The 21,741-nt window shown below is 39.1% G+C and carries 16 protein-coding genes and 1 CRISPR repeat array; of the genes, 2 read left to right on the plus strand and 14 right to left on the minus strand.

What is annotated here, in order from left to right; translation table 11 throughout:
• On the plus strand, window positions 1-252 hold a 252-nt coding region (locus GZA11_RS08605; protein WP_163183480.1), incomplete at its 5' end, for a transposase.
• A 100-nt stretch (window positions 253-352) separates the two neighbouring features.
• Here GZA11_RS08605 and glsA read toward each other — a convergent pair.
• Window positions 353-1,282, minus strand: coding sequence for a glutaminase A (gene glsA / locus GZA11_RS08610; RefSeq protein ID WP_163183481.1), 930 nt, complete (start codon window positions 1,280-1,282; stop codon window positions 353-355).
• Window positions 1,283-1,469: 187 nt separating this feature from the next.
• Between glsA and GZA11_RS08615 the strand changes: the two genes are divergently transcribed.
• Complete coding sequence (locus GZA11_RS08615; protein ID WP_038539854.1) at window positions 1,470-1,901, plus strand: hypothetical protein; 432 nt, start codon at window positions 1,470-1,472, stop codon at window positions 1,899-1,901.
• 105 nt (window positions 1,902-2,006) lie between these two features.
• On the opposite strand, the gene narI is transcribed toward GZA11_RS08615, so the two are convergent.
• From narI to cas3, 13 genes are all read right to left on the minus strand, one after another.
• Complete coding sequence (narI, locus tag GZA11_RS08620; RefSeq protein WP_038542144.1) at window positions 2,007-2,726, minus strand: respiratory nitrate reductase subunit gamma; 720 nt, start codon at window positions 2,724-2,726, stop codon at window positions 2,007-2,009.
• A 27-nt stretch (window positions 2,727-2,753) separates the two neighbouring features.
• The gene (gene narJ, locus GZA11_RS08625; protein ID WP_235924927.1) at window positions 2,754-3,311 is read right to left on the minus strand and encodes a nitrate reductase molybdenum cofactor assembly chaperone; all 558 of its coding nucleotides are present in this window, start codon (window positions 3,309-3,311) and stop codon (window positions 2,754-2,756) included.
• Window positions 3,277-4,848 carry a nitrate reductase subunit beta gene (gene narH, locus GZA11_RS08630; protein ID WP_163183483.1) on the minus strand — a complete coding sequence of 524 codons (1,572 nt, stop codon included), beginning with the start codon at window positions 4,846-4,848 and terminating at the stop codon, window positions 3,277-3,279. The genes narJ and narH overlap by 35 nt, the downstream gene beginning before the upstream one ends.
• The gene (locus GZA11_RS08635; RefSeq protein ID WP_163183484.1) at window positions 4,838-8,521 is read right to left on the minus strand and encodes a nitrate reductase subunit alpha; all 3,684 of its coding nucleotides are present in this window, start codon (window positions 8,519-8,521) and stop codon (window positions 4,838-4,840) included. The genes narH and GZA11_RS08635 overlap by 11 nt, the downstream gene beginning before the upstream one ends.
• Before the next feature lie 344 nt (window positions 8,522-8,865).
• A complete protein-coding gene (locus GZA11_RS08640; protein WP_038539840.1) occupies window positions 8,866-9,069 on the minus strand; it encodes a hypothetical protein in 204 nt (67 codons plus the stop codon).
• A 71-nt stretch (window positions 9,070-9,140) separates the two neighbouring features.
• Window positions 9,141-10,259: an NAD(P)/FAD-dependent oxidoreductase gene (locus tag GZA11_RS08645; RefSeq protein WP_038539836.1), complete on the minus strand. Its 1,119-nt coding sequence runs from the start codon at window positions 10,257-10,259 to the stop codon at window positions 9,141-9,143.
• A gap of 207 nt (window positions 10,260-10,466) precedes the next feature.
• Window positions 10,467-13,284: direct repeats of the CRISPR family, unit length 32 nt; unit sequence ATTTCAATCCACGCACTCACGAGGAGTGCGAC.
• A gap of 169 nt (window positions 13,285-13,453) precedes the next feature.
• A complete protein-coding gene (gene cas2, locus GZA11_RS08650) occupies window positions 13,454-13,744 on the minus strand; it encodes a CRISPR-associated endonuclease Cas2 (protein ID WP_038542142.1) in 291 nt (96 codons plus the stop codon).
• Between the two features lie 9 nt (window positions 13,745-13,753).
• Window positions 13,754-14,785 carry a type I-C CRISPR-associated endonuclease Cas1c gene (cas1c, locus tag GZA11_RS08655; RefSeq protein WP_163183485.1) on the minus strand — a complete coding sequence of 344 codons (1,032 nt, stop codon included), beginning with the start codon at window positions 14,783-14,785 and terminating at the stop codon, window positions 13,754-13,756.
• Window positions 14,782-15,441, minus strand: a complete 660-nt coding sequence (cas4, locus tag GZA11_RS08660) for a CRISPR-associated protein Cas4 (RefSeq protein WP_163183486.1) — start codon at window positions 15,439-15,441, stop codon at window positions 14,782-14,784. Before cas4 ends, cas1c begins: the two co-directional genes overlap by 4 nt.
• Window positions 15,431-16,294 (minus strand): type I-C CRISPR-associated protein Cas7/Csd2, encoded by an 864-nt coding sequence (cas7c, locus tag GZA11_RS08665; RefSeq protein ID WP_038539828.1) that lies wholly within the window; start codon window positions 16,292-16,294, stop codon window positions 15,431-15,433. The genes cas4 and cas7c overlap by 11 nt, the downstream gene beginning before the upstream one ends.
• A gap of 17 nt (window positions 16,295-16,311) precedes the next feature.
• Window positions 16,312-18,210, minus strand: a complete 1,899-nt coding sequence (gene cas8c, locus GZA11_RS08670) for a type I-C CRISPR-associated protein Cas8c/Csd1 (RefSeq protein WP_163183487.1) — start codon at window positions 18,208-18,210, stop codon at window positions 16,312-16,314.
• Window positions 18,207-18,926: a type I-C CRISPR-associated protein Cas5c gene (gene cas5c / locus GZA11_RS08675; RefSeq protein WP_038539822.1), complete on the minus strand. Its 720-nt coding sequence runs from the start codon at window positions 18,924-18,926 to the stop codon at window positions 18,207-18,209. Before cas5c ends, cas8c begins: the two co-directional genes overlap by 4 nt.
• Window positions 18,927-19,065: 139 nt before the next feature.
• Window positions 19,066-21,495 (minus strand): CRISPR-associated helicase Cas3', encoded by a 2,430-nt coding sequence (cas3, locus tag GZA11_RS08680; RefSeq protein ID WP_163183488.1) that lies wholly within the window; start codon window positions 21,493-21,495, stop codon window positions 19,066-19,068.
• Between the last annotated feature and the right edge of the window lie 246 nt (window positions 21,496-21,741).

Consider the following 21,741-nt stretch of genomic DNA (forward strand, 5'->3'; position numbering starts at 1 on the left):
GAAGCATTTTATCAAGTAGTAGAGGAATCAGGAATTCCAGAGATGAAACAAGCGATAGAAACGTTTCGAAATTGGCAAGTAGAAATCCTGAATAGCTTTGTGTATGGTCATTCCAATGGTTTTTTGGAAGGAATTAATAATACCACAAAAGTCATCAAGCGAAACGGTTATGGATATAAAAACTTCAAGAGATTTCGAGCAAGAATCTTATTGAGACATCAGTATAAAGGAATGGGTCTACATATAGGATAGGGGTGGCCTGATTTCTTTACCACCCCAACATTTGACGGAGAACCATCTTTTCAATGGATAAAAAAGAGGCCTCCTAATTTTTAGCCTCTTAACACCAGTATTAAAACATACTTAAGCTATAAGTCTTCGATAGCAGTTCCAGCAATTTAATGCCGGCAATACTGTTACCTTTCTCATCTAAAGCTGGACCAAAAATCCCGATGCCAAACCGACCAGGTACAGCTCCCATAATTCCCCCTGAAACTCCGCTTTTTGCTGGTATTCCGATTTTAATGGCAAACTCCCCGGAAGCATTATACATACCACAAGTAACCATAAAAGTTTTACAAATGCGAGCGACATCTAATGGCATGATTTGTCTGCCACTTTCCGGATCCACTCCGTCCATTGCAAATACCAAACCAATTCTCGATAAATCTAAACAGGTCATTTCAATAGCACATTGTTTCGTATATAAATCCATGAGCTCTTCAATATCCTCATCAATGATATGATGTTGTTTTAAAAAATAACATAAAGACCGATTTAAATGCGCCGTTTCAAACTCGGAACGGGCGACTTCAGCACAATAATTAATAGATTGATTCCCAGCAAGTTCTTGGATAAAGCTAAGAAGCCGTTGAAACCTTTCCTCTACACTGTTTCCTTTAAGCATATGGGTTACAACGAGAGCCCCTGCATTAATCATTGGATTTAAAGGTTTGGCAGGGACGGTCGTTTCCAACTTGGCAATAGAATTAAAAGGGTCTCCAGTAGGCTCCATTCCTACTTTCTCGAATACATAACTTGGACCTCGTTCCATTAATACAAGTGCTAGGCTGATTACCTTTGATATACTTTGTAGAGTGATTTTTCTATCAATATCCCCTGCTGAAATACAGTTCCCATCCGGATAGTAAATGGCAATCGACAAATCATTCGGATTCGCTTTTCCTAGTGCTGGGATATAATCAGCAACCTTCCCCTCTTTTGCTATCGGCCTTGCCTTTTCCACTAATGCCCTTAATTCATCATTTGATTGACATGCCATACTCATCACCCTTAGTAGTATGGGCAAATGAGTTTAATGTAAACAAAAAAGTTCGGGAAATATCATCTATTCTCCGTAATCTTCTTTCGTATTGTTCATTTTATAATTAAATAATACCATTCACGTTTAATCGATGGTACTGATGAATATACTGATGGATAGTAAATGAAAAAAGGAGACCGATCATATGTCAGGACCTTCATTATATAAATTGGATGCACATCGTTCCATCCATGAAGGGGTATTTACTGAAGGAAGGGATTTACTAGAGCTTTTACTAAAAGTCCTGCATGAAAAAGCGGATAACTATGAAAAACATGCGTTAATGGCCGCAGAAGCATTGGTTGAACATTGGGAAACCCGATTGATAGCACACGCTGATTCAGAAGAAGAGGGTTTTTACTTAGAGAAAGTAAAGCAAAATCCAGATTTGCTTGAGAAAGTGACATGGTTAAAGCGTGATCATGAGATTTTTCGGATCATTGTAAAAGAGATTAGAGAGTTATTGCGTGCTGGCAAAATAACCGAAGATATCATCGACCGTTTTAAAGCAATTAGTGTTATAGGAAAGATACATAATGAAGACGAAGAAACGTATTTGTTTGATGACCATTCATAAATGAATAGAAACAGACTATAACGACTGTTTCACCATATACAAAGTGTCCTCATGAGCTTATCATGAGGACACTTTCATTTGCTATAAAAGCATTTTTTAAATCCTTTAATTTCTCCTATTTACCTCACGGACGGTTCTCCGGGGTGCCATTTTTCGATACAACACATATTTTCGTGTCAAGTATTCCAGCGGTAAGCTCCAGACGTGAACTAGACGGGTAAATGGCCATAGCGCAAATAATATAAACGCTGCAAATACATGAAGCTGAAATCCAATGGGAGCATAAGCCATTAAATCTGGGTAAGGCCTAAATGTCAAAATTCCCCTAAACCACGGGCCAATGGTTGTCCGATAGTCAAATTCTCCGCCTGAAGCGGTATAACCGACCGTATTGGTAAATCCGATCACCACTACTACTCCAATCCAGAGTAGAGTGAGTAAATCCATTTTGGCGCTATTTCTTGCAACTCTCTTATTCGTCATTCGGCGAACGGTCAGTAAAAAGCCACCTATTACTGTTGCAACTCCAGCCAAGCCACCAAACCAGACTGCTCCAAAATGATACATTTCCTCCGATATCCCAATTGCATCATAAAATCCTTTTGGAATGAGCACACCTGCTACATGGCCAAAGAAAACAAAGATAATCCCATAGTGAAAAAGTATACTTCCCCATTTTAGTAAAGCATCTTTATGCAGAAACTCGCTCGACTTTGCCGACCAACCAAACTGATCGGTATTATATCGGTAAATATGCCCTAATACAAAGATAGTCAATGAGATATAAGGGACAACCACCCAAAGAAAAATATCAAAATATGTGATCATATCCTACCATCCTCCTTTCTCCAATTAACTGGCATGATGATTCATTTTTTGCTCTGTCTTCGGAAGTAATTTTTCCATTGTCATGACACATACATGAACTAAACTCATGTATGGATTCTGTTCCTTCTTCAATTCTTCTAGCAATTTTGTGATTGCTTTCCAATGGATGGCAAGTACCTTTTGGGCAAATTTGGGCTCCGCGACAGAAGCAAACTCCAAAATTAGCGGCAAATAATCCGGTAATTCATTTTCTTTTAAATAAAACCCTGCCTTAGCAAATTCCAATTTTAATCGAACAAAAGCAGGACCTCGCTCACGGTTATCACCGAAAATTCCATATGTCAAATGCAATGTAGTCGACTCACTTAAATCAAACCATTTAACATAGTTTTCTGTTAACTCTTCCCAGCTTGTTTGTACTATATAATCCCAAAAGGTAAGAAACGCCTTTTTAATATTTGGATCTTCAAGTGAGGAAATCATTTCGTACATTTCCTCGCTTTTAACCCATGCTTGATCAGGATACCTGAGCATGATAGAACATAGTTTAAAAATCAACTGTTTTTCTTCCGTCCATGGCACCGCCAATTTCAAAATCCCTCCAATATTGTTCACTGAATGCATATAGCTCTTTGGCATCAAAGCTATCCTCACTTACACTGCAGCCATTGCAGACTTCCATAAAGTCATATCCTGTAGAGCCTTGGGCTTCATACATATTCCCCGCACGTTCCCGGTGAGATTTCGGAATTACGAAACGGTCGTTGTATTTCGCAATGGCTGACAGCTCGTATAAATCAATAGCACTTTCTTTGGTGAGCCCCGCTGATTCAAGTACTTGTTCATCATATGGCTTATTTAAATGGTAACTTCTCATAAAAGTTCTCATGGCCACCATTTTTCGTAACACACGTCTTATCACTTCTGTATCACCGGCTGACATCAGATTTGCCAAATACTGAATGGGGATTCGAAATTGATCAATTGTTGGAAAAATCACTTTTGGATCAAGATTGTCAATGAGTCCGCCGAATTGATTGATTATCGGTGAAAGCGGAGGTATGTACCATACCATCGGCAATGTCCGATACTCTGGATGAAGCGGTAAAGCCACTTTGTGCAAGACAGCAAGTTTATAAACGGGAGATGCTTGAGCTGCTTCAATCCAATCCTCCGGAATTCCTTGAGCTTTGGCCTCTTTGATAATTTCTGGGTCAAACGGATCCAAGAAAATATTCAGTTGTGCTTCATATAAATCTTTTTCATTTTGGACAGATGCAGCCGCTGTCACCCGGTCGGCATCATACAGCACAACACCAATGTATCGGAGGCGGCCGACACAGGTTTCCGAGCAAACAGTCGGTTGACCATTTTCAATCCGCGGAAAGCAGAACGTACATTTCTCCGCTTTGTTTGTTTTCCAGTTGTAATAGGTTTTCTTATAAGGACAGCCCGTCGTACAAAAGCGCCAGCTACGGCAAGCATCCTGATCAATGAGGACAATTCCATCCTCATCCCTCTTATAAATGGCACCAGATGGACAGGAGGAAACACACGGCGGATTGATACAGTGCTCACAAATCCGCGGAAGATACATCATAAATGCCTGGTCAAATTCTTGAATGACTTGGGCATCGACCCCATTCATATTCGGGTCCTTCTTTCCCGTCTCATACACACCTGCTAGGTCATCTTCCCAGTTTGGCCCCCATTGAATGTCCATGTACTCACCAGTCAAAAGTGACTTCGGCCGGGCGACAGGCTGATGTTCCTTTTTCGGGCTTTTAATCAAATGATCATAGGTATATGTCCAAGGCTCATAATAATCATCAATTTTGGTCATGTTTGGATTGTAAAAAATATTTAATAGTTTCTGGAGTCGACCACCTGCTTTCAGTTCAATTTTTCCATTCCGCAGTTCCCAGCCGCCTTTATGGGTATCTTGATTTTCCCACTCTTTCGGATAGCCGACCCCCGGTTTTGTTTCTACATTGTTCCACCACATGTACTCGGCTCCGGGACGGTTCGTCCAAGTATTGTTACAAGTAACACTACATGTGTGACAGCCAATACACTTGTCCAAATTCATAACCATCCCAAATTGAGCTTTAATTTTCAAGCCAATCCACCTCACTTCGATCCAATCTGCGAACCATTACCTGTTCATCACGCTGATTTCCAGTCGGCCCGTAATAATTGAAGCCATAGCTCAACTGTGCATAGCCGCCAATCAAATGAGTCGGCTTCATGGTCAAACAAGTTGGACTGTTAAAAGTTCCGCCTCGTTGCTTCGTTATCGTTGAGCCAGGAACATTAATAGTGCGTTCTTGAACATGGTACATATACGTAACTCCTCTTGGGATTCGATGGCTTACAACTGCTCTTGCCACCACAACCCCATTCCGGTTATAAATCTCCAGCCAATCATTATCATTGATTCCAACGGATTTGGCGTCCTCTAGATTAAGCCAAATATGTGGTCCTCCTCGGAACAATGTCAGCATAGGCAATGTATCAAAGTACGTACTATGATACGACCATTTAAAATGAGGAGTTAAATATCGCAAGCGAATTTCCTGTTTGGCCGACTCTGGTTTCCAATCTTTATCGTAAAAAGCCAGCCGCTTGATCGGTCCTTTAAATACAGGCAATTCTTCACCATATTCAAACATCATTTCATGATCAAGATAAAAATGCTGCCTGCCGGTCAATGTTCTAAATGGTACTAAATACTCGCGGTTGATGACAAAAGGTGCATATCTTCTATTGCCTGTTTCAATTCCGCTGAATACAGGAGAAGTGATTACTTTTCTTGGTTGAGCTGAAATTTCATCGAAGGAAATATGCTCCTCTGCACGCTCTTCAGATAAATGTTTAAGCTTTTGATTTGTTTTCTGCTCCAAATCTACCCATGCTTTTTGATTCACTGAACCATTCGTCGTACTGGATAACGTCAGGATGGCTTCAGCCACATTTTTGTCGTGAGAAAGGTCCGGGCAGTCTCTGTATTCAAGAGATTCTGTAGATGTTCCTAGGATGTCTTTCAGTTCGTTATATTCATCCTTGACATCCCATGCCAATCCCTTGGCACCAATTTTCGTATTTGTTCCAAGTGCCACATACTTATCAAAAATTCGAGTGTAGTCCCGTTCCACTACATGCACTCTTGGGAAATTTTGTCCCGGAATAGGTTCTGAACCGTCCTGTTTCCAATCAGGAACAAGACCAAACTTTTGCGAAATTTCATCAACGGTGTCATGTAAAAGCGGTGTAGTAACAACATCTTTCACAGGATTTGGAAAGTACTTTTTCGCCATCTCTGTAAAGGTTTTTGCCAGTTTTTTAAAATTATCCCAATCGGACCTTGCTTCCCATGGTGGGGTAATAGCCGGGTTAAATGGATGAATATATGGATGAGTGTCCGTGCTGCTTATATCATATTTTTCATACCAGGTAGCAGCCGGCAGAATGATATCAGAATATAAACCCGTACTTGTCATTCGGAAATCAATATCAATCATTAAATCAAGTTTTCCCTCTTCCGGAGGATCCATTTTTTCATCTACTTCGGTGGTGCCTAATTCTTTGTATGGTTCAGCTAGTACAGCTGAATGGGTTCCAAGCATATATTTCAAGAAATATTCGTGCCCCTTAGATGAACTACCAATGAGGTTAGCACGCCAAACAAACATTGTTCTCGGAAAATTGATTGGATTACTTGGTTCTTCTATCGAGAATTTCAGATTTCCCTGTTTTACCTGATCAGCGACATATTTAGCTACCTCTTCGGGATTAGAAGCATTTGCCTGTTCATAAATCTTTAGTGAATTCGTGTTAAATTGCGGGTAGGACGCTACCCAGCCGAGTCTTACCGCTAATGCATTATAATCTGCCATCGTTTTGTAGCGCGGCTTGTCATATAGTGGTGACAAATGTTCTTCCGGCCGCTGATCATCATATCGCCATTGCTCTGTCACGAAATAGAAAAAAGATGTTCCATTTTGCAGGCGTGGCGGTCCACCCCAATCACGAGCCATCGCAATGGTTTGCCATCCTTCCAGCGGTCTTACTTTTTCCTGGCCAACATAATGAGCCCAGCCACCACCATTGACTCCTTCGCAGCCACAAAGCATAACTAGGTTGAGAATAGCCCGATAGATTGTATCGGAATTGTACCAATGATTAATGCCGGCACCCATGATGATCATTGACCGTCCGCCGGAATCTACCGCATTCTGTGCAAACTCTCTCGCAATTTGAGCGCAAAGCTTACGGTCAATGCCGCTGATTTTCTCCTGCCATGCTGGGGTATGTGGTTTTGGATCATCGTAATTTTCAGGATAATCACCAGGAAGATTTCCCCTTTTTACACCAGCCTGGGCCATCAATATATCAAACACGGTCGTCACATAAATGGTTTGGCCGTTTTGATCTATTTTTTTGATTGGAATGCCCCGTTTTAATACTTCTTTTTGTTCCAATCCATAGAACGGCAAATGAAGAATACCCGTTTCATCTTCATTACCCAAAAATGTAAGCATTGGGTCCAAATCGTCTACTTGATTTTCGGAATCCCTCATTTCCAAATTCCATTTTCCTTTTCCTTCCCAACGGTGTCCCATGCTTCCATTTGGAATCGCCAATTTTCCGGATTTTTGATCCCATACAATGGTCTTCCAGTCCCCATACTCAGTCTGCATGCCAATATCACTGGCACGTAAAAACCTTCCCGCTACATAATGATCGCCTTCTTTTGACAAGGTAATCAGGTACGGCAAATCCGTAAATTGTTTGACATAGTCCTCAAAAAACTTGGTTTGGTTATCGACATAAAACTCTTTTAATATGACATGGGTCATCCCCATGGCAAGTGCCCCGTCCATCCCAGCTTGGACTGGTAGCCAGTTGTCGGCAAACTTGACAAATTCGGCATAGTCTGGGCTGATACACACAACCTTTGTTCCTTTATAACGGGATTCAACCATAAAATGAGCATCAGGTGTCCGTGTTTGTGGAACATTTGATCCCCAAATTAGAAGGTACGTTGAGTTGAACCAATCCGATGTTTCTGGCACATCCGTCTGTTCTCCCCAAACCTGAGGTGAGGATGGTGGCAGATCTGCATACCAATCATAAAAGCTTAGCAAGTTACCACCTATCAAATTAATAAATCTTGCTCCGCTTGCGTAACTGACCATTGACATCGCTGGGATTGGTGAAAAACCAACAATCCGGTCTGGTCCATATTCTTGAATCGTATGAATCATTTGGGCACTAATCAGTTCATAGATTTCATCCCAGGTAGCTCGTACATACCCACCTTTTCCACGGGCAGTTTTATATGATTTCCTTTTTACCGGATCCTCAGCAATGGACTTCCACGCCTGAACCGGATCACTATGTTTTTTACGTGCCTCTTGCCATAGCCGCAAAAGTTCACCTCTTATATAGGGATACTTCACTCGGATCGGGCTATAGATATACCAAGAAAACGTAGCTCCCCGCTGGCAGCCTCGTGGTTCATATTCAGGCATGTCAGGACCGGTGGTAGGATAGTCGGTTTGCTGGGTTTCCCACGTAATAATTCCGTCTTTTACATGGACCTTCCAGCTACAGGAACCAGTACAATTGACACCATGTGTGGTGCGGATGACCTTGTCATGCTGCCATCGTTCACGATAATATCCCTCTGCCTCCCGATCTGCTTCTTGAAGCGCACTATTTTCCGCTATATCGTGTGTTCTACCAAAGTAGGTCAACTTTTTAATAAGCGGGGATATTTTTTTGCGCATGTTTTTACTCCTTTCTTGTTGGCATATATTCCCTATGTTTACTTATCCCCTCTAAACTGGTAAATATACAATCAATTTGAATAATATTACTTTTTCGATGTACACAAATACTCTGGGCAGCAGTTTGGGTGATTTTGGTTGTTTGAGATGATTAGTTTGTGGAAGCCTTCCTTGTGGTGTTCTCCAACAGGATGAGACAGAGGAGTTTCTATGTGAATGGATCGTAGGGAGGATAGCAAAGGATATTAGCCTCTAGCGCTAGTCCATTCTCGAAGTCAAAAATATATTTTCTCGTAAAAAAAATGAGCCCTTGTTAAGGACTCAATCTTGTAATCATACGGGTATTATTTATCTTTCATTTCTTCTAATTCGTCAAGCAGCTGCTTTGTTCTTTTAGCATTTCCTTCGGCAAAATTCTCCAGTCTCTCTTTTAATTCACCATCATCATGGATTCGTTCCGCAGTGATAAGGTATGTTTTCATTAAATCTTCTTCTATTTCTATAGAGTTTTCTAGTATTTCCTTTATATTATCGTTATCTTTACCCATAATTACTTTGGATCCCCCCTTTATGTATTATTTTTCTCTATATTAATCACACCTATCCGTTTCGTATTATTTCAATTACCAATAGCTGTTGTTAAATCATAGTTGTTAAGATCCAATTCTGGTTGTAAACCTAATGCCAATTTGGCGAGTTCTGCCCCTAGGTAAGGACCACTGGTTAATCCGGATGCACCTAATCCATTCGCTACCAAGACACTTTCATAACCAGGTAGCACCCCAAAAACAGGTAGAAAACCAGGCGTAAATGGACGAAAACCTACTCTTGTCTCTACCATTGTTGCATTCATAAGTCCTGGTGCTACATGTAACCCTTTGCTTAAGATTTCATGAATGCCACCAGCAGTTACCCTTGTATCAAATTGAGTGTCATCTTCATGAGTTGAGCCTAATACAATCCGTCCATTTTCAAAAGCAAGTATGTATTGATTCCCTGGTGGCATGACAACCGGCCAACTACACGTATCAGTTTCAGGTAATTCTAGGTGTACAATTTGTGCTTTTTGAGGCACTGCTAAAAAATTTATTCCTAAAGGCTTTATTAATTCATTTGCCCATGCTCCTGCTGTGACGACTACTTTATCTGCTGCCATTTTTTCTCCAGATAAACTTACTCCAACAGAACAATTATCCATTCTCATAAGCTCTGCATTACCATGTAATAATTTTGCTCCATGCTTAATAGCAGCGTTCATTAAAGCATTTCGTAAGGCCTTGCCATTAACCCTTGCCCCGCCGCTGACAAAGACAGCCCCATACTCATTGGATAAAGGCGGAAAAAGCTTCTTTGTTTCGTCAGGTGACAAAATATGTATTTCCCCTATTTCCGGTGCATCCTCCCGGCGTTTTCTTGCCCGCTCTGCCATTTGCTCCAGTTTATCGATATCTGTATGTAAATTTATTGCTCCAACTTGCCTGTATCCAGTGTCTTTTTCCCCATCTGCTATTAAATCTGCAATTAATTTTGGATAATAACGCGCTCCAGCTTTCACTAATTGATACCATGCTTTGTTACGACGTTGGGAAAGCCATGGGCAAACAATTCCTGCCGCAGCTTCCGTTGCCTGTCCACGGTCTTGACGATCTACTATTGTTACCTCGGCACCCATTTTTGCCAAATGATAAGCGGTTGATGCACCGAGTATCCCTGCTCCGATTACAATAATTTTGGACATAACTTGTTATAATCCCCCCTGATTAGTCTTCTATATCCCTTAACTATTTATTGATATTACTTCATTCAGTCCCCATTTCAATTCGCGAACAGGCGGGGAGTGTGAAGTTTTGCGTTTATGTTTTTTAACCCTTTTAATAAATTTCAATCCATGCACTCATGAGAAAGTGCGACCCTACACCTCCATTATAGGAGTTTCTAAATTTGCATTTCAATCCACGCACTCACGAGGAGTGCGACTTACCATACCATTTCAAGCGGAGATGTGTTTGTATTTCAATCCACGCACTCACGAGGAGTGCGACTAACGATAATTGCCGAAGCCCTGGACGTCACTGTCATTTCAATCCACGCACTCACGAGGAGTGCGACGATAATGGTCATATGACTTATAGTACACCAGCCGATTTCAATCCACGCACTCACGAGGAGTGCGACCTTTGTGTGAGTATGAGGTCGTCCACAAAAAATTATTTCAATCCACGCACTCACGAGGAGTGCGACGCTTATCGTATTGTTGGTCGTCCATTAAGTCGCAATTTCAATCCACGCACTCACGAGGAGTGCGACGCGGGTATTGGCATTCTAATCGCGTTGATTAACGATTTCAATTCACGCACTCACGAGGAGTGCGACATGACTTAGGAATAATCGAAGCGCGTATTGTTAAGATTTCAATCCACGCACTCACGAGGAGTGCGACTTGATGCGAGGCGCGTCCTCGTCAAACTGTCGCTATTTCAATCCACGCACTCACGAGGAGTGCGACCACCTAGTCCACCAGATAAGTACAAAATTAACTGATTTCAATCCACGCACTCACGAGGAGTGCGACCGAGCCTGTACCGCTTTTATACTTGCTTCGGTTAATATTTCAATCCACGCACTCACGAGGAGTGCGACCGGTATTGACGCCCAAGTGGGTTATCGCTTGCCCATTTCAATCCACGCACTCACGAGGAGTGCGACATCCAACCCGGCTGTACTACCCGATATATTTTGATTTCAATCCACGCACTCACGAGGAGTGCGACTTCAATCGTCTGGGTCGATTAAGACTAACAGTATAATTTCAATCCACGCACTCACGAGGAGTGCGACAGTATCGGTTACTGGTCGTTTTAATTACGTAGCTATTTCAATCCACGCACTCACGAGGAGTGCGACTACATAAGGTCTTAAAAAATGTTTTAAGTAATCGTATTTCAATCCACGCACTCACGAGGAGTGCGACTTCAAATTCACCATCTGAAACGGTGGTTGATTTCTATTTCAATCCACGCACTCACGAGGAGTGCGACTGCTACTTGATACCTTTTAAAAACAAGAAAAAAGATTTCAATCCACGCACTCACGAGGAGTGCGACGGCACTGGTGCGGTGGAAACGTGGTACATTGGTGATTTCAATCCACGCACTCACGAGGAGTGCGACCACATACTGATGAATAACTTCAAATTCACCATCTATTTCAATCCACGCACTCACGAGGAGTGCGACGTTAAATCATCCGATAGCGCACGACCACGCAACGGATTTCAATCCACGCACTCACGAGGAGTGCGACTGCCGACCGTTTTTACATCGAACTTGCCAATCGGAATTTCAATCCACGCACTCACGAGGAGTGCGACCCGACCGTTTTTACATCGAACTTGCCAATCGGAATTTCAATCCACGCACTCACGAGGAGTGCGACCCGACCGTTTTTACATCGAACTTGCCAATTGAAATTTCAATCCACGCACTCACGAGGAGTGCGACCGAGGATGACTTGACGTTGGTCGCGCCGGCCGAATTTCAATCCACGCACTCACGAGGAGTGCGACAACTTTGACGATTGATTTAGGCGTGCCAACGGGAATTTCAATCCACGCACTCACGAGGAGTGCGACATCCCGATTTTTATAATCGCGACATTAAGCAGTTAATTTCAATCCACGCACTCACGAGGAGTGCGACATTAATAGTATAAGGGTCAGGAGGTTATATTATATTTCAATCCACGCACTCACGAGGAGTGCGACTATTTTCGCTGTTCGACTGGCTAGAGTCCGAAATCATTTCAATCCACGCACTCACGAGGAGTGCGACGTGACATGATACACGACCACGAGCAGGAACTTATTATTTCAATCCACGCACTCACGAGGAGTGCGACCGGGGTTGTCCGGTATATAACGGTTCTTATAAAGATTTCAATCCACGCACTCACGAGGAGTGCGACAAAAGGCCTTCCAATATGCAGGGGCGGTTGTCAATATTTCAATCCACGCACTCACGAGGAGTGCGACGTTTAGGGGACAAAATGAAATCCCTGCAAAGATTATTTCAATCCACGCACTCACGAGGAGTGCGACTTTAATATTCAGTGGCACAAGCTTCATGCCTAAAGATTTCAATCCACGCACTCACGAGGAGTGCGACACTTATAAACTTTGTGACAGTAGTATTTCAAAGCATTTCAATCCACGCACTCACGAGGAGTGCGACGGGCGTATTATCGATTATTTGGTTGGCGATGAGAATTTCAATCCACGCACTCACGAGGAGTGCGACGTCCGCCTGCGATAGTCGCACCACCTTCGATAAATTATTTCAATCCACGCACTCACGAGGAGTGCGACAATATTTCCGCAAAGCTACTGACGAAGAAATACGATTTCAATCCACGCACTCACGAGGAGTGCGACGCGAGCCTGGATATGTGAATGTTGAGTTATCAAGATTTCAATCCACGCACTCACGAGGAGTGCGACTTAACGGTCAACTCGTTTCATGTAGACGACTTTCATTTCAATCCACGCACTCACGAGGAGTGCGACGTCCTTCGCTAGAATTTTGTCCGTCATTTTCTTGTAATTTCAATCCACGCACTCACGAGGAGTGCGACAATGCCGCCACGTCGTTTGCGTCTATCACTTTCGAATTTCAATCCACGCACTCACGAGGAGTGCGACTCCTTGCCGTCCAGTTCGCTATCGGTAAACCACGTATTTCAATCCACGCACTCACGAGGAGTGCGACAGCGATTTTTAATCAAAAAAATATAAATTAGCATATTTTTGATTAAAAAGACACTATTTTCTTTAATTAAATAAAGAACATAATGAAAAAAACGACAAATTCCAACAAAAAAGAACAAGAATTTCAGGTGCGAAAGTAATAAGAAATTTATGTGCACTATACATTCGCACTAGAATATTATTGGACTATCTAAATCAATTGATTCTTTAATGCCAATATGTTCAACTTTTGTTTTATAATTCTTCCCTAACTGATAGAATCTGAGACTATCCTGATTTTTGTCGATAATATCAGCAAGTTTAAACTTTAATGCAGCAAATTGAGAGGCATCTAAATTACATTCAAATACGGAATTTTGAACTCTTTGGCCATAATTTTGACATTCCTTTGCTACTTTCCTTAGACGTTTCTTCCCTCCACTACTTACAGTAGAAACATCATAAGTAATTAATACTAACAAATGATACACCTACTTCCAAAGAAATGGTGGGTACTCATCTAAATCATTACGTAAAAAGCGTGCCAATAATAATGCTTGAGCATGTGGAACTAATCCCCATTGTAATTTCTCTCCTAGAAAAGGATGAGTTATCTTCTCTTGCTTTCTATTTTGCCAAGCGGCTAATAATTTTTTTCGAGCACCTTCTGTCATAATAACTGCTCCATTTTCTTTTTTAAAAAAATCATCTTTATTAACAATTCTTTTATTTATAAGTGATAAAACAAACCTATCTACATAAACACCTCGAAGCTCCTCCATAACATCTAATGCTAACGAAGCTCTTCCAGGCCGATCTCGATGTAAAAAACCAACATAGGCATCCAGTCCGACTCCCTCTAACGCAGAGGCTATATCATTGGCTAATAACGTATAGGCAAATGAAAGCATGGCATTCACATTATCTAACGGTGGTCTTCTGGAACGGGAACGGAAATAAAAATCCTCTTTTTGTTGTAATATCATTTGATCAAACAACTTATAGTAACTGCTGGCTGCTTGTCCTTCCAACCCTCTTAATCTTTCTAAATCCTCACACTCTCTTACTTCTAGTAGAATTGAAGATAAATGTTTAGAAACCTCTTTAAAATGAGTAACATCTACTCTTAATGGATAATCTCTAGTCATTCTTTCTAATATCCATTTATTATTGTATATCTTTCCACAGATAAAATTCCGAGCGATTTTTGCTGAAGCTTTTTCATCATCTGAAACCCGATATTGTTTCTTTCTTAAAACAACATTCCCCCTGCTTTTCCCGATTACTCGTGCTAAAAATCGTCCGTTCATTGTAAAAAACACTAATGAAATATTTCTTTCTGCACAATATCCCATAAGAGCCGGGCTGGCACCTGTATAACCAAAGGTTACAATGGATTCCAAATTATGAAGTGGTAATCTTCCTAATTGCTCTTGGTCCTTAAGTAGTACAATATTTTCTCCGTCTAATGATAAATAAACATCCGACTGATTGATAAATAATGTATTCAGCAACTTTTTCAATCACGAATACTCCCTTCAATGTAACTTTTAACAGATCTTTTATTCATAATTTTGGGTAAGCAAATATTTTGAAGGGAGCAGCTACCACAGAATGATCCTGTTTTTACCTTTGGTGTATGTCTTCGCTTGTAATAATCCTGCATTTCTTCGAAGATCGATCTTACTTTATTTTTAAGTTCAATAGTTAAGGAAACCTCAACTCTGTGTTTAATCTCATGATAAAACATGTAACCTTTTTGAATCTCACATAACAGCATTTCCTCTAAACACATTGCCTGAGCTGTTAATTGTAAAATATCCTCATCATTTTTTTTAGGCTTACCACGTTTATATTCGACGGGATAAGCTATATATTTTCCTTCCTCTCCCTTTATTTCAACACCGTTCTTATCTTTAATAAACTCTACTACATCACAAATACCTGTAATTTTTAATTCATTTGATTTTACAGGCATCCCTCGTACAATGAGTTTATCCCTTCGTTTTTCTCTAATAAATGGCTGATCCGCTTTCTGATGAAGATATTGCCCTTCCACGGTCCTAACATTTTCTTCCCATTGCTGCTCAATATGAATGAGTGCCCATTGACGCTTACAAAACTGAAAATGCTGGATGCCGGATAACATCAAATAACTATCTTCATCTTTATAATCCATCAATTACTTCTACCTTTAAACCATCTAATTCTTTTAACGAAATAGAAAAATCTTCAAAAGACTTTGGATTCTCCACAATGGGCTTAATTTGTAATGAACGATGTACTTTTGCAGAGGAATATTGACCAAGTTTAGAATTATGTTCCCACCAGTAAACCTTATGTACTTCCATACTTCCATCAGGTCTGGCAGATGAAGCATCATTTTCAAATAAAGTTACAAGTGCTTGCTTTATTTTTTCCGCATCCTCACTTGTAAATCTTGTTTTTTCTGCTAGTTGAGTATTAATGCTACCATAGAAAACATATAATCCAAAATCAACGCGATGTTTCATCCCCATTGTATCAGACCCTTTTTCCTTCCCAGGTTCAGAGTTTACACTTTTTGTAATTTGCATGCTGGTAATGTCAATAGGGTTAACACTCGTTGCTATATGGATAGATACCGGGCCTCTCACACCTACAGATACGCCTGAACCATTGCCTGAACCTTTAAATGCAAATACTTGCCCGAAACTACGGACATCAATCCATTGTTCACAAGCAATCGCCGCAAAATCATCGCTAGAACTATTTTTAGATTTTAATATTCTCTCAAGTGCAGCATTCGATTCCGCACGCTCTCTTAAGCTTTTAAAATTATCTGTCGCCCTATCATTGGACTGAACAAAAATAGATTCACCCATATCTTGCAAACGGTTTCTAATCTTTCTCTTAATTGCTACATCAGAAATCTCACCATGCCCATCATAATTTTGTCTTGGACGATTTCCATTCAAAGGATCCCCGTTTGGATTGGCTTTCGTAACAGAAAATACAACGGCAAAATCAATTTTATGGTCTAAAATAGTCATATTCTTTTCTCCTCCTTTTAAATAGATGGTTGCTCATCAACATTCACTTTTTCCCTTTTCTGATATAAATCATGTCGTTGACTGTAAAAACCTAATAAATATTTACCTGATAATGATTTATTATTAAAATCTTCAAATTGGATTCTAGAAGCCACTTCATCTATTAAATTAGATAAATACTTTGCCTTTGTTCCAAGACGTGCTTGATAAGGTTGCAAGCTTTCTTGAATCGTTTTCCAAGTTCTTGCTGGATGTTTTGAAAAAGAGTTCATGTATCTTATTGCATTAGTAGCTCTTGTTTCATCGGATCCTAAAGCACGCCTTTCCAATACATCAGCAATGGCTAATAGACGACCGAATAAGTAGTCACGATCATTATTTTCATTATCTAATGCCACATCCAAACCCTCCTGCTTATTGATTAAGGCACATGTAACGCTTAGTGTTTTCTCCCATTCCCATTTTTCCAACGATACTGGATTAGAAGCTCGATAAAATGCGCTTTTAATAATATCCAAAGGTATTTTTTTCTCATCAACTATACAAGGAAGCATACGTTCCATTAGTCCCTTGACAACTTTCTCATTTGCCTTTGGTCCATATGCTGCATAGGCAATATCTTTTGTTGACGGCGCTCCATAAAAAGGAACATTTTCGCCTTTGTCATTTTTTCGATAGCGATGCAGCCACACGCATGTAGAATGCCACTTGGCAAGCCTGTCCAAATATTGTTCTTTATGCAAGTTACGAAAGTAAAGCACCGCCAATCGTCCAGTTGTAGCTGAATCCAGAATAATTATATTGACATTCGATTTAGTCGATAAATTATTCCTATAACCGTCTATCGCTTTGGATACCTCATTTGCAAAATCTTGACCTGTATAAAAAATTTTCTCGTTTTTTTCATTAGTAGATATTCCAATTGATAAAAGATCAAAGGAATCTTCAGTCACATCAGGTACATCAAGGTCATCGTTTCCCCATACAAGGAAAACACGATTATCAATGGTTTTCCCTTGTCTATTTATCAACCATTTAAGAGCATTATGTGCCTTTTGAGACACTTCATAACTAATACTTGCCACCTCATGTCCCTTATTAAATCTGCCTCTGAACGTAAAACCGCTGGTATCGTTTGCTGAAATTAATTTTGCTTTATCTGCAGCATTCCGTATCTTATTTGCATGTCTATCAGTACATGGCAACCTTATTCCTGTTACAAAACAAAGATCCTCCTCACCCAACGAATCTTGATAATATCGAATGAAAGAATCGTACATCTCGACATCTTTCCAAACTTTTGTTAATACTTTATCAGGAGAATAAACATTAAATCGAACAAAAGCGCTTTCCTGATCGCCTGCAATGACCGAAAATATTGCTGGCTTTTCTCCATGTAAAGCTTCATACCTCTTATCCCATGATTTTATTAACTGTCCATTGGCATCTAGAAACAAAATTTTTTCTTGAACTAAATCATTAATTAATCTTTTCTTTGCCAAATAAGTAAAAATACTTCTTACTTTTGGAGTAGCATATGGCGATTTAGCCCATTTTTCTAATTGCTCAATATAATATGTAAATGGCTCTTCTTTTTTTATTTTTCCTCCATATGCTTTAAAATCCCCCGCCACATAACTTAATTTATCGTGCAGTGGATATGGTGCTATTTTTGAACCGGATCGACTTGCTGAGCTTTCCGTACAAGGGATTAGAGTATTTGCATCATTTTTATCAACAACCTTTGCTGAATGGAATTCTCCATCTTCCGTTATTTCTACTTCGATATGAGCATTTTGGGTGGTGTGAGAAATAGGCAAAAGTGTATATTCCTGTTCGTTATACTTCTTTTCAATTACACCTACTTGACCCAAATTTGATTCATAAGTTTGATACAAATTAAATAACCAACTCATTCCTTCACCTCCCCTTCTAATTGTTTGAATAATACTTCTGATGATTCCACATTTGATTGATCAAAACTCTTTGCTTTTATTTCTTTAATTTTACGTATTTGTGTACACTGATCAGGACGAATAAATTGAATAACTCCATTCTTCATTACCGGATTCCACAAGCGGACTTCCATTTGATTTCTGCCGGTTTCATCGGGATAATTAATGCCATGAACCATAGTGCCCAAATTTATTTCTCCATAATTATCGTAAAAACCAACCCCTTCACCAAACACACATGGTTCTACATAGCCTTGGCATTCTCTTGTTCCAAGGAAAATATCTCTTCGGCCACCAGCTCGAAGGGAACGTTTCATAATATTATGGTGTTTGTGTTCATTGCGATCAAAGGCCAAATCTGGACGATGAGGATTAAAAATAAAATGGGCTCTCACTTGGTAACGAACGTCTTTTAAATAAGTGTAGTAGGCAAGTGTATTTCCTCCACCATATTCAATTGGCCTTACTCCTTTGGACTCCATTCGAATGGGATTCATCACACGAACTTCATCTACAACCATTAATAAAGTGGGCTTCCAGTAAATAGATTCCACAATCCCCTTTAGAGCTTGGTATGTTGGAACTTGATACGAAAGCTTTTCTCCCCCCATCTTAGTTAATGGATCAGTGAATAAAGCATATTTTCCATAAACTTCAAATTCTATGCTATTTCTCATTTCCTCACCTCCTTATTTTTTTATGCTACATCTACAAAAAAATATGTTTTTTTGTAATATATTAATAATGTTGCTAGGTAAACGCGAATTGAAATTTATTTTATGTCAATTGAAAACCAATTTTGATATAGATAGTTTTTTAAAACACAAGCGAATCAAGAACACTATCATTTTCGATATTTAGTCCAAATTCTTTATTATAAGCCCCTTCTTTTAAGGCAAAAATTTTACCATCCAAATAACTTACTATCCCCCCATTTTTCGATAAATTATTTAGTTCATTTTTATAAAGATTAATAGTATACTGCTGGGCTTTCCGTAATAAACTAGTCACATCACTGATAGAGCCATTGCTACTTAATTCTGTAATAATATCCTTTCCTTTTGAGTAAGGAACGATGACTGATGTTGTTTCATTATCAATGACATGAAAGTATTTCCCAGCAGTTCCATAACTATTTATCAAAAACAATGGAAGATTCTTACCTTCCCTGTTACGGTATGCGCGATGGTAACTTGATTGTTCTTTTATGGCTGTCAATAATTCCGTCATTTCCCTCTGTAATTTCCGAATAAAAAAATTCAAATTGGAGTTTAATTCCGTATAATACCCTTGAAAATATCTTTCCATTGCTTGTTTAGATAAAATATTACCTCCATGGGTTGATGGGTCCCGTTTCCTATCAATCAATATTTTTTTAGATATCTCTTTACCAATCTTAATTTCGTTTAATCGGTCAAGATTTTCTTCCACATGATCAATCACATAAACATTTTTGATACCTTTTTCCCCATGACGATTACATCTACCTGCTGCTTGTGCAATTGAGTCTAAACCTGCCAAAGAACGAATGACACACTCAAAACTTACATCAACCCCTGCTTCAATTAATTGTGTGCTAATACAAATGATTTTATCGCCTTTTTTAAGCTTACTTCTAATTTCATCAAATATTGTATTCCTATGTGCCGCACACATTGATGTACTTAAGTGGTAAATAGAAATTCCCTTATATCTTTCTTTTAAGAGATTATAAAGGTTCTTTACAACCGACTTCGTATTAAGGATGACTAAAACACTTTGGACTTCTTCTATTTTAGTTTCAATAAAATCAGCAAGTTTGTTATTGTCATATGATTCTTTTGTTGCTAAATCTACTATTTCTACCCGCTTAAAAGCCTCAATAACATCTTCTAAATTTCTAATAATTTCTGCTTCCGTATTTATTTCCAATTTATGTTCAACAAAGTCCAATGCAGGCTGGGTGGCAGTACAGAGTATAATGCTTGATTGGGCATATTCTTTTAAATAATTTAATGCATAGTTGAACAAAGATACACATGAAATCGGTACCTTTTGTACCTCGTCAAAAATTATTACTGACTCACTTAAGTTATGTAGTCTTCTAATATACCTACTTCCTTTCGCATAAAATACATTCAAAAACTGTACCATCGTTGTAAAAATAATGGGAGAGTCCCAATTATCCTTAGCTAGCTTCAATCTCTGATGTACGCTCATCCTACCAGATAGACTTTCATCATCTACATTTTCATCTTCAATAACATTGGAATGATGTTCTAAAATATTGACATCATCCAATAATATCTTTCTAACTTCTTCAGCATTTTGCTCAATAATGGTTGTAAAGGGCACAACATAAATGATTCGTTTTTTGTTATATAATTTCGCGTGTTTAAGTGCATATCTTAAACTGGCTAATGTTTTTCCTCCCCCAGTAGGGATTGATAATGTGTAGATACCAGACGGATTCTCTGCAAATTGATCACATTGATCGGACATACTTGCTCTTAATAGATTAATAGGATTATTTGCCTGAGGATGCGATTTAAATGATTCAATTTTCTTCATTAGCCGCTTGTAATAAGTATCAAATAATTTTTTATAGTCCTTTACACTAGAATCATTTTTGTTCTCTTCAAATAATCGTGTGTTTGTTCGATCAGCATCAATTAAGGCACTAAAGATGAATTTAGTTAAAAACATTAATTGTCTGCCCCAATTGTCAGGTGTTTCTTTTCCTAAAAATTTTTCAAGTTCTTCTGCCGCTTTTTGCACATAAGAATGAAAATCTATTTCATTCATTACATGTTTAAAAAAAGTTTCCTTTGACTTTGCATATTCAGAAAGCTCTTTATCTCTTACTCTTTTTAAATAATTTGATTCTAAATCTGGGCTTAAAAAATCTTGAAGGTATGAATGATGGGAGATAATCGCATTACCTACAATCTCTGCCAAAATTGCCTTATATGGATTAATGTTTTTTCCAATATGGTACAATTCATACAATAGTTTTCCCCCAGCAGTTGAATGATCTACACTACCTCGTTTGGGAGGAGCATTATGATTATTAACTGCTTCTAATATGTAATTTCTAAATTCATCGGAGTATTTCCCCATATCATGGAGCATCCCAGCAAGGCCCGTTAAATGCTTAATACCAAGTTTTTCTCCATAAGTTTCTGCTAATTCTTTTACTCCTAGTAAATGCTCTTCCACTGTTTGTATTTGCTTATCACTTTCACGGATATGAGCAATAAAATTCATTTCATCCCTCCTAACTATTAAGAAATTTTGTTTATAAAAAAACAGCAGTCACCAAATTTTTGTACCGCTGTCTTTCATGCTGTATAAATATTTGCATCACTAAAATAGGTGTACCAATTTTTATGATCCATATTGTAATATACACAAACTAATTACCTACTACTATAGTACTATATTACATTTTATCTCAAATTTTGTCAATTATTAGCACATTATTGACAAAATTCAGTTATAGGAGTTACCACC

This window comes from Neobacillus sedimentimangrovi (genome assembly GCF_010614825.1).
GTDB classification, from domain to species: Bacteria; Bacillota; Bacilli; order Bacillales; family Cytobacillaceae; genus Neobacillus; species Neobacillus thermocopriae.

Excerpts from the sequence above, each read along its gene's own strand:
- glsA (WP_163183481.1), bottom strand. The coding sequence starts at position 1,282 with ATGGCATGTCAATCAAATGATGAATTAAGGGCATTAGTGGAAAAGGCA.
- GZA11_RS08615 (WP_038539854.1), top strand. The coding sequence starts at position 1,470 with ATGTCAGGACCTTCATTATATAAATTGGATGCACATCGTTCCATCCAT.
- GZA11_RS08635 (WP_163183484.1), bottom strand. The coding sequence starts at position 8,521 with ATGCGCAAAAAAATATCCCCGCTTATTAAAAAGTTGACCTACTTTGGT.
- GZA11_RS08640 (WP_038539840.1), bottom strand. The coding sequence starts at position 9,069 with ATGGGTAAAGATAACGATAATATAAAGGAAATACTAGAAAACTCTATA.
- GZA11_RS08645 (WP_038539836.1), bottom strand. The coding sequence starts at position 10,259 with ATGTCCAAAATTATTGTAATCGGAGCAGGGATACTCGGTGCATCAACC.
- cas4 (WP_163183486.1), bottom strand. The coding sequence starts at position 15,441 with ATGGATTATAAAGATGAAGATAGTTATTTGATGTTATCCGGCATCCAG.
- cas7c (WP_038539828.1), bottom strand. The coding sequence starts at position 16,294 with ATGACTATTTTAGACCATAAAATTGATTTTGCCGTTGTATTTTCTGTT.
- cas8c (WP_163183487.1), bottom strand. The coding sequence starts at position 18,210 with ATGAGTTGGTTATTTAATTTGTATCAAACTTATGAATCAAATTTGGGT.
- cas5c (WP_038539822.1), bottom strand. The coding sequence starts at position 18,926 with ATGAGAAATAGCATAGAATTTGAAGTTTATGGAAAATATGCTTTATTC.
- cas3 (WP_163183488.1), bottom strand. The coding sequence starts at position 21,495 with ATGAATTTTATTGCTCATATCCGTGAAAGTGATAAGCAAATACAAACA.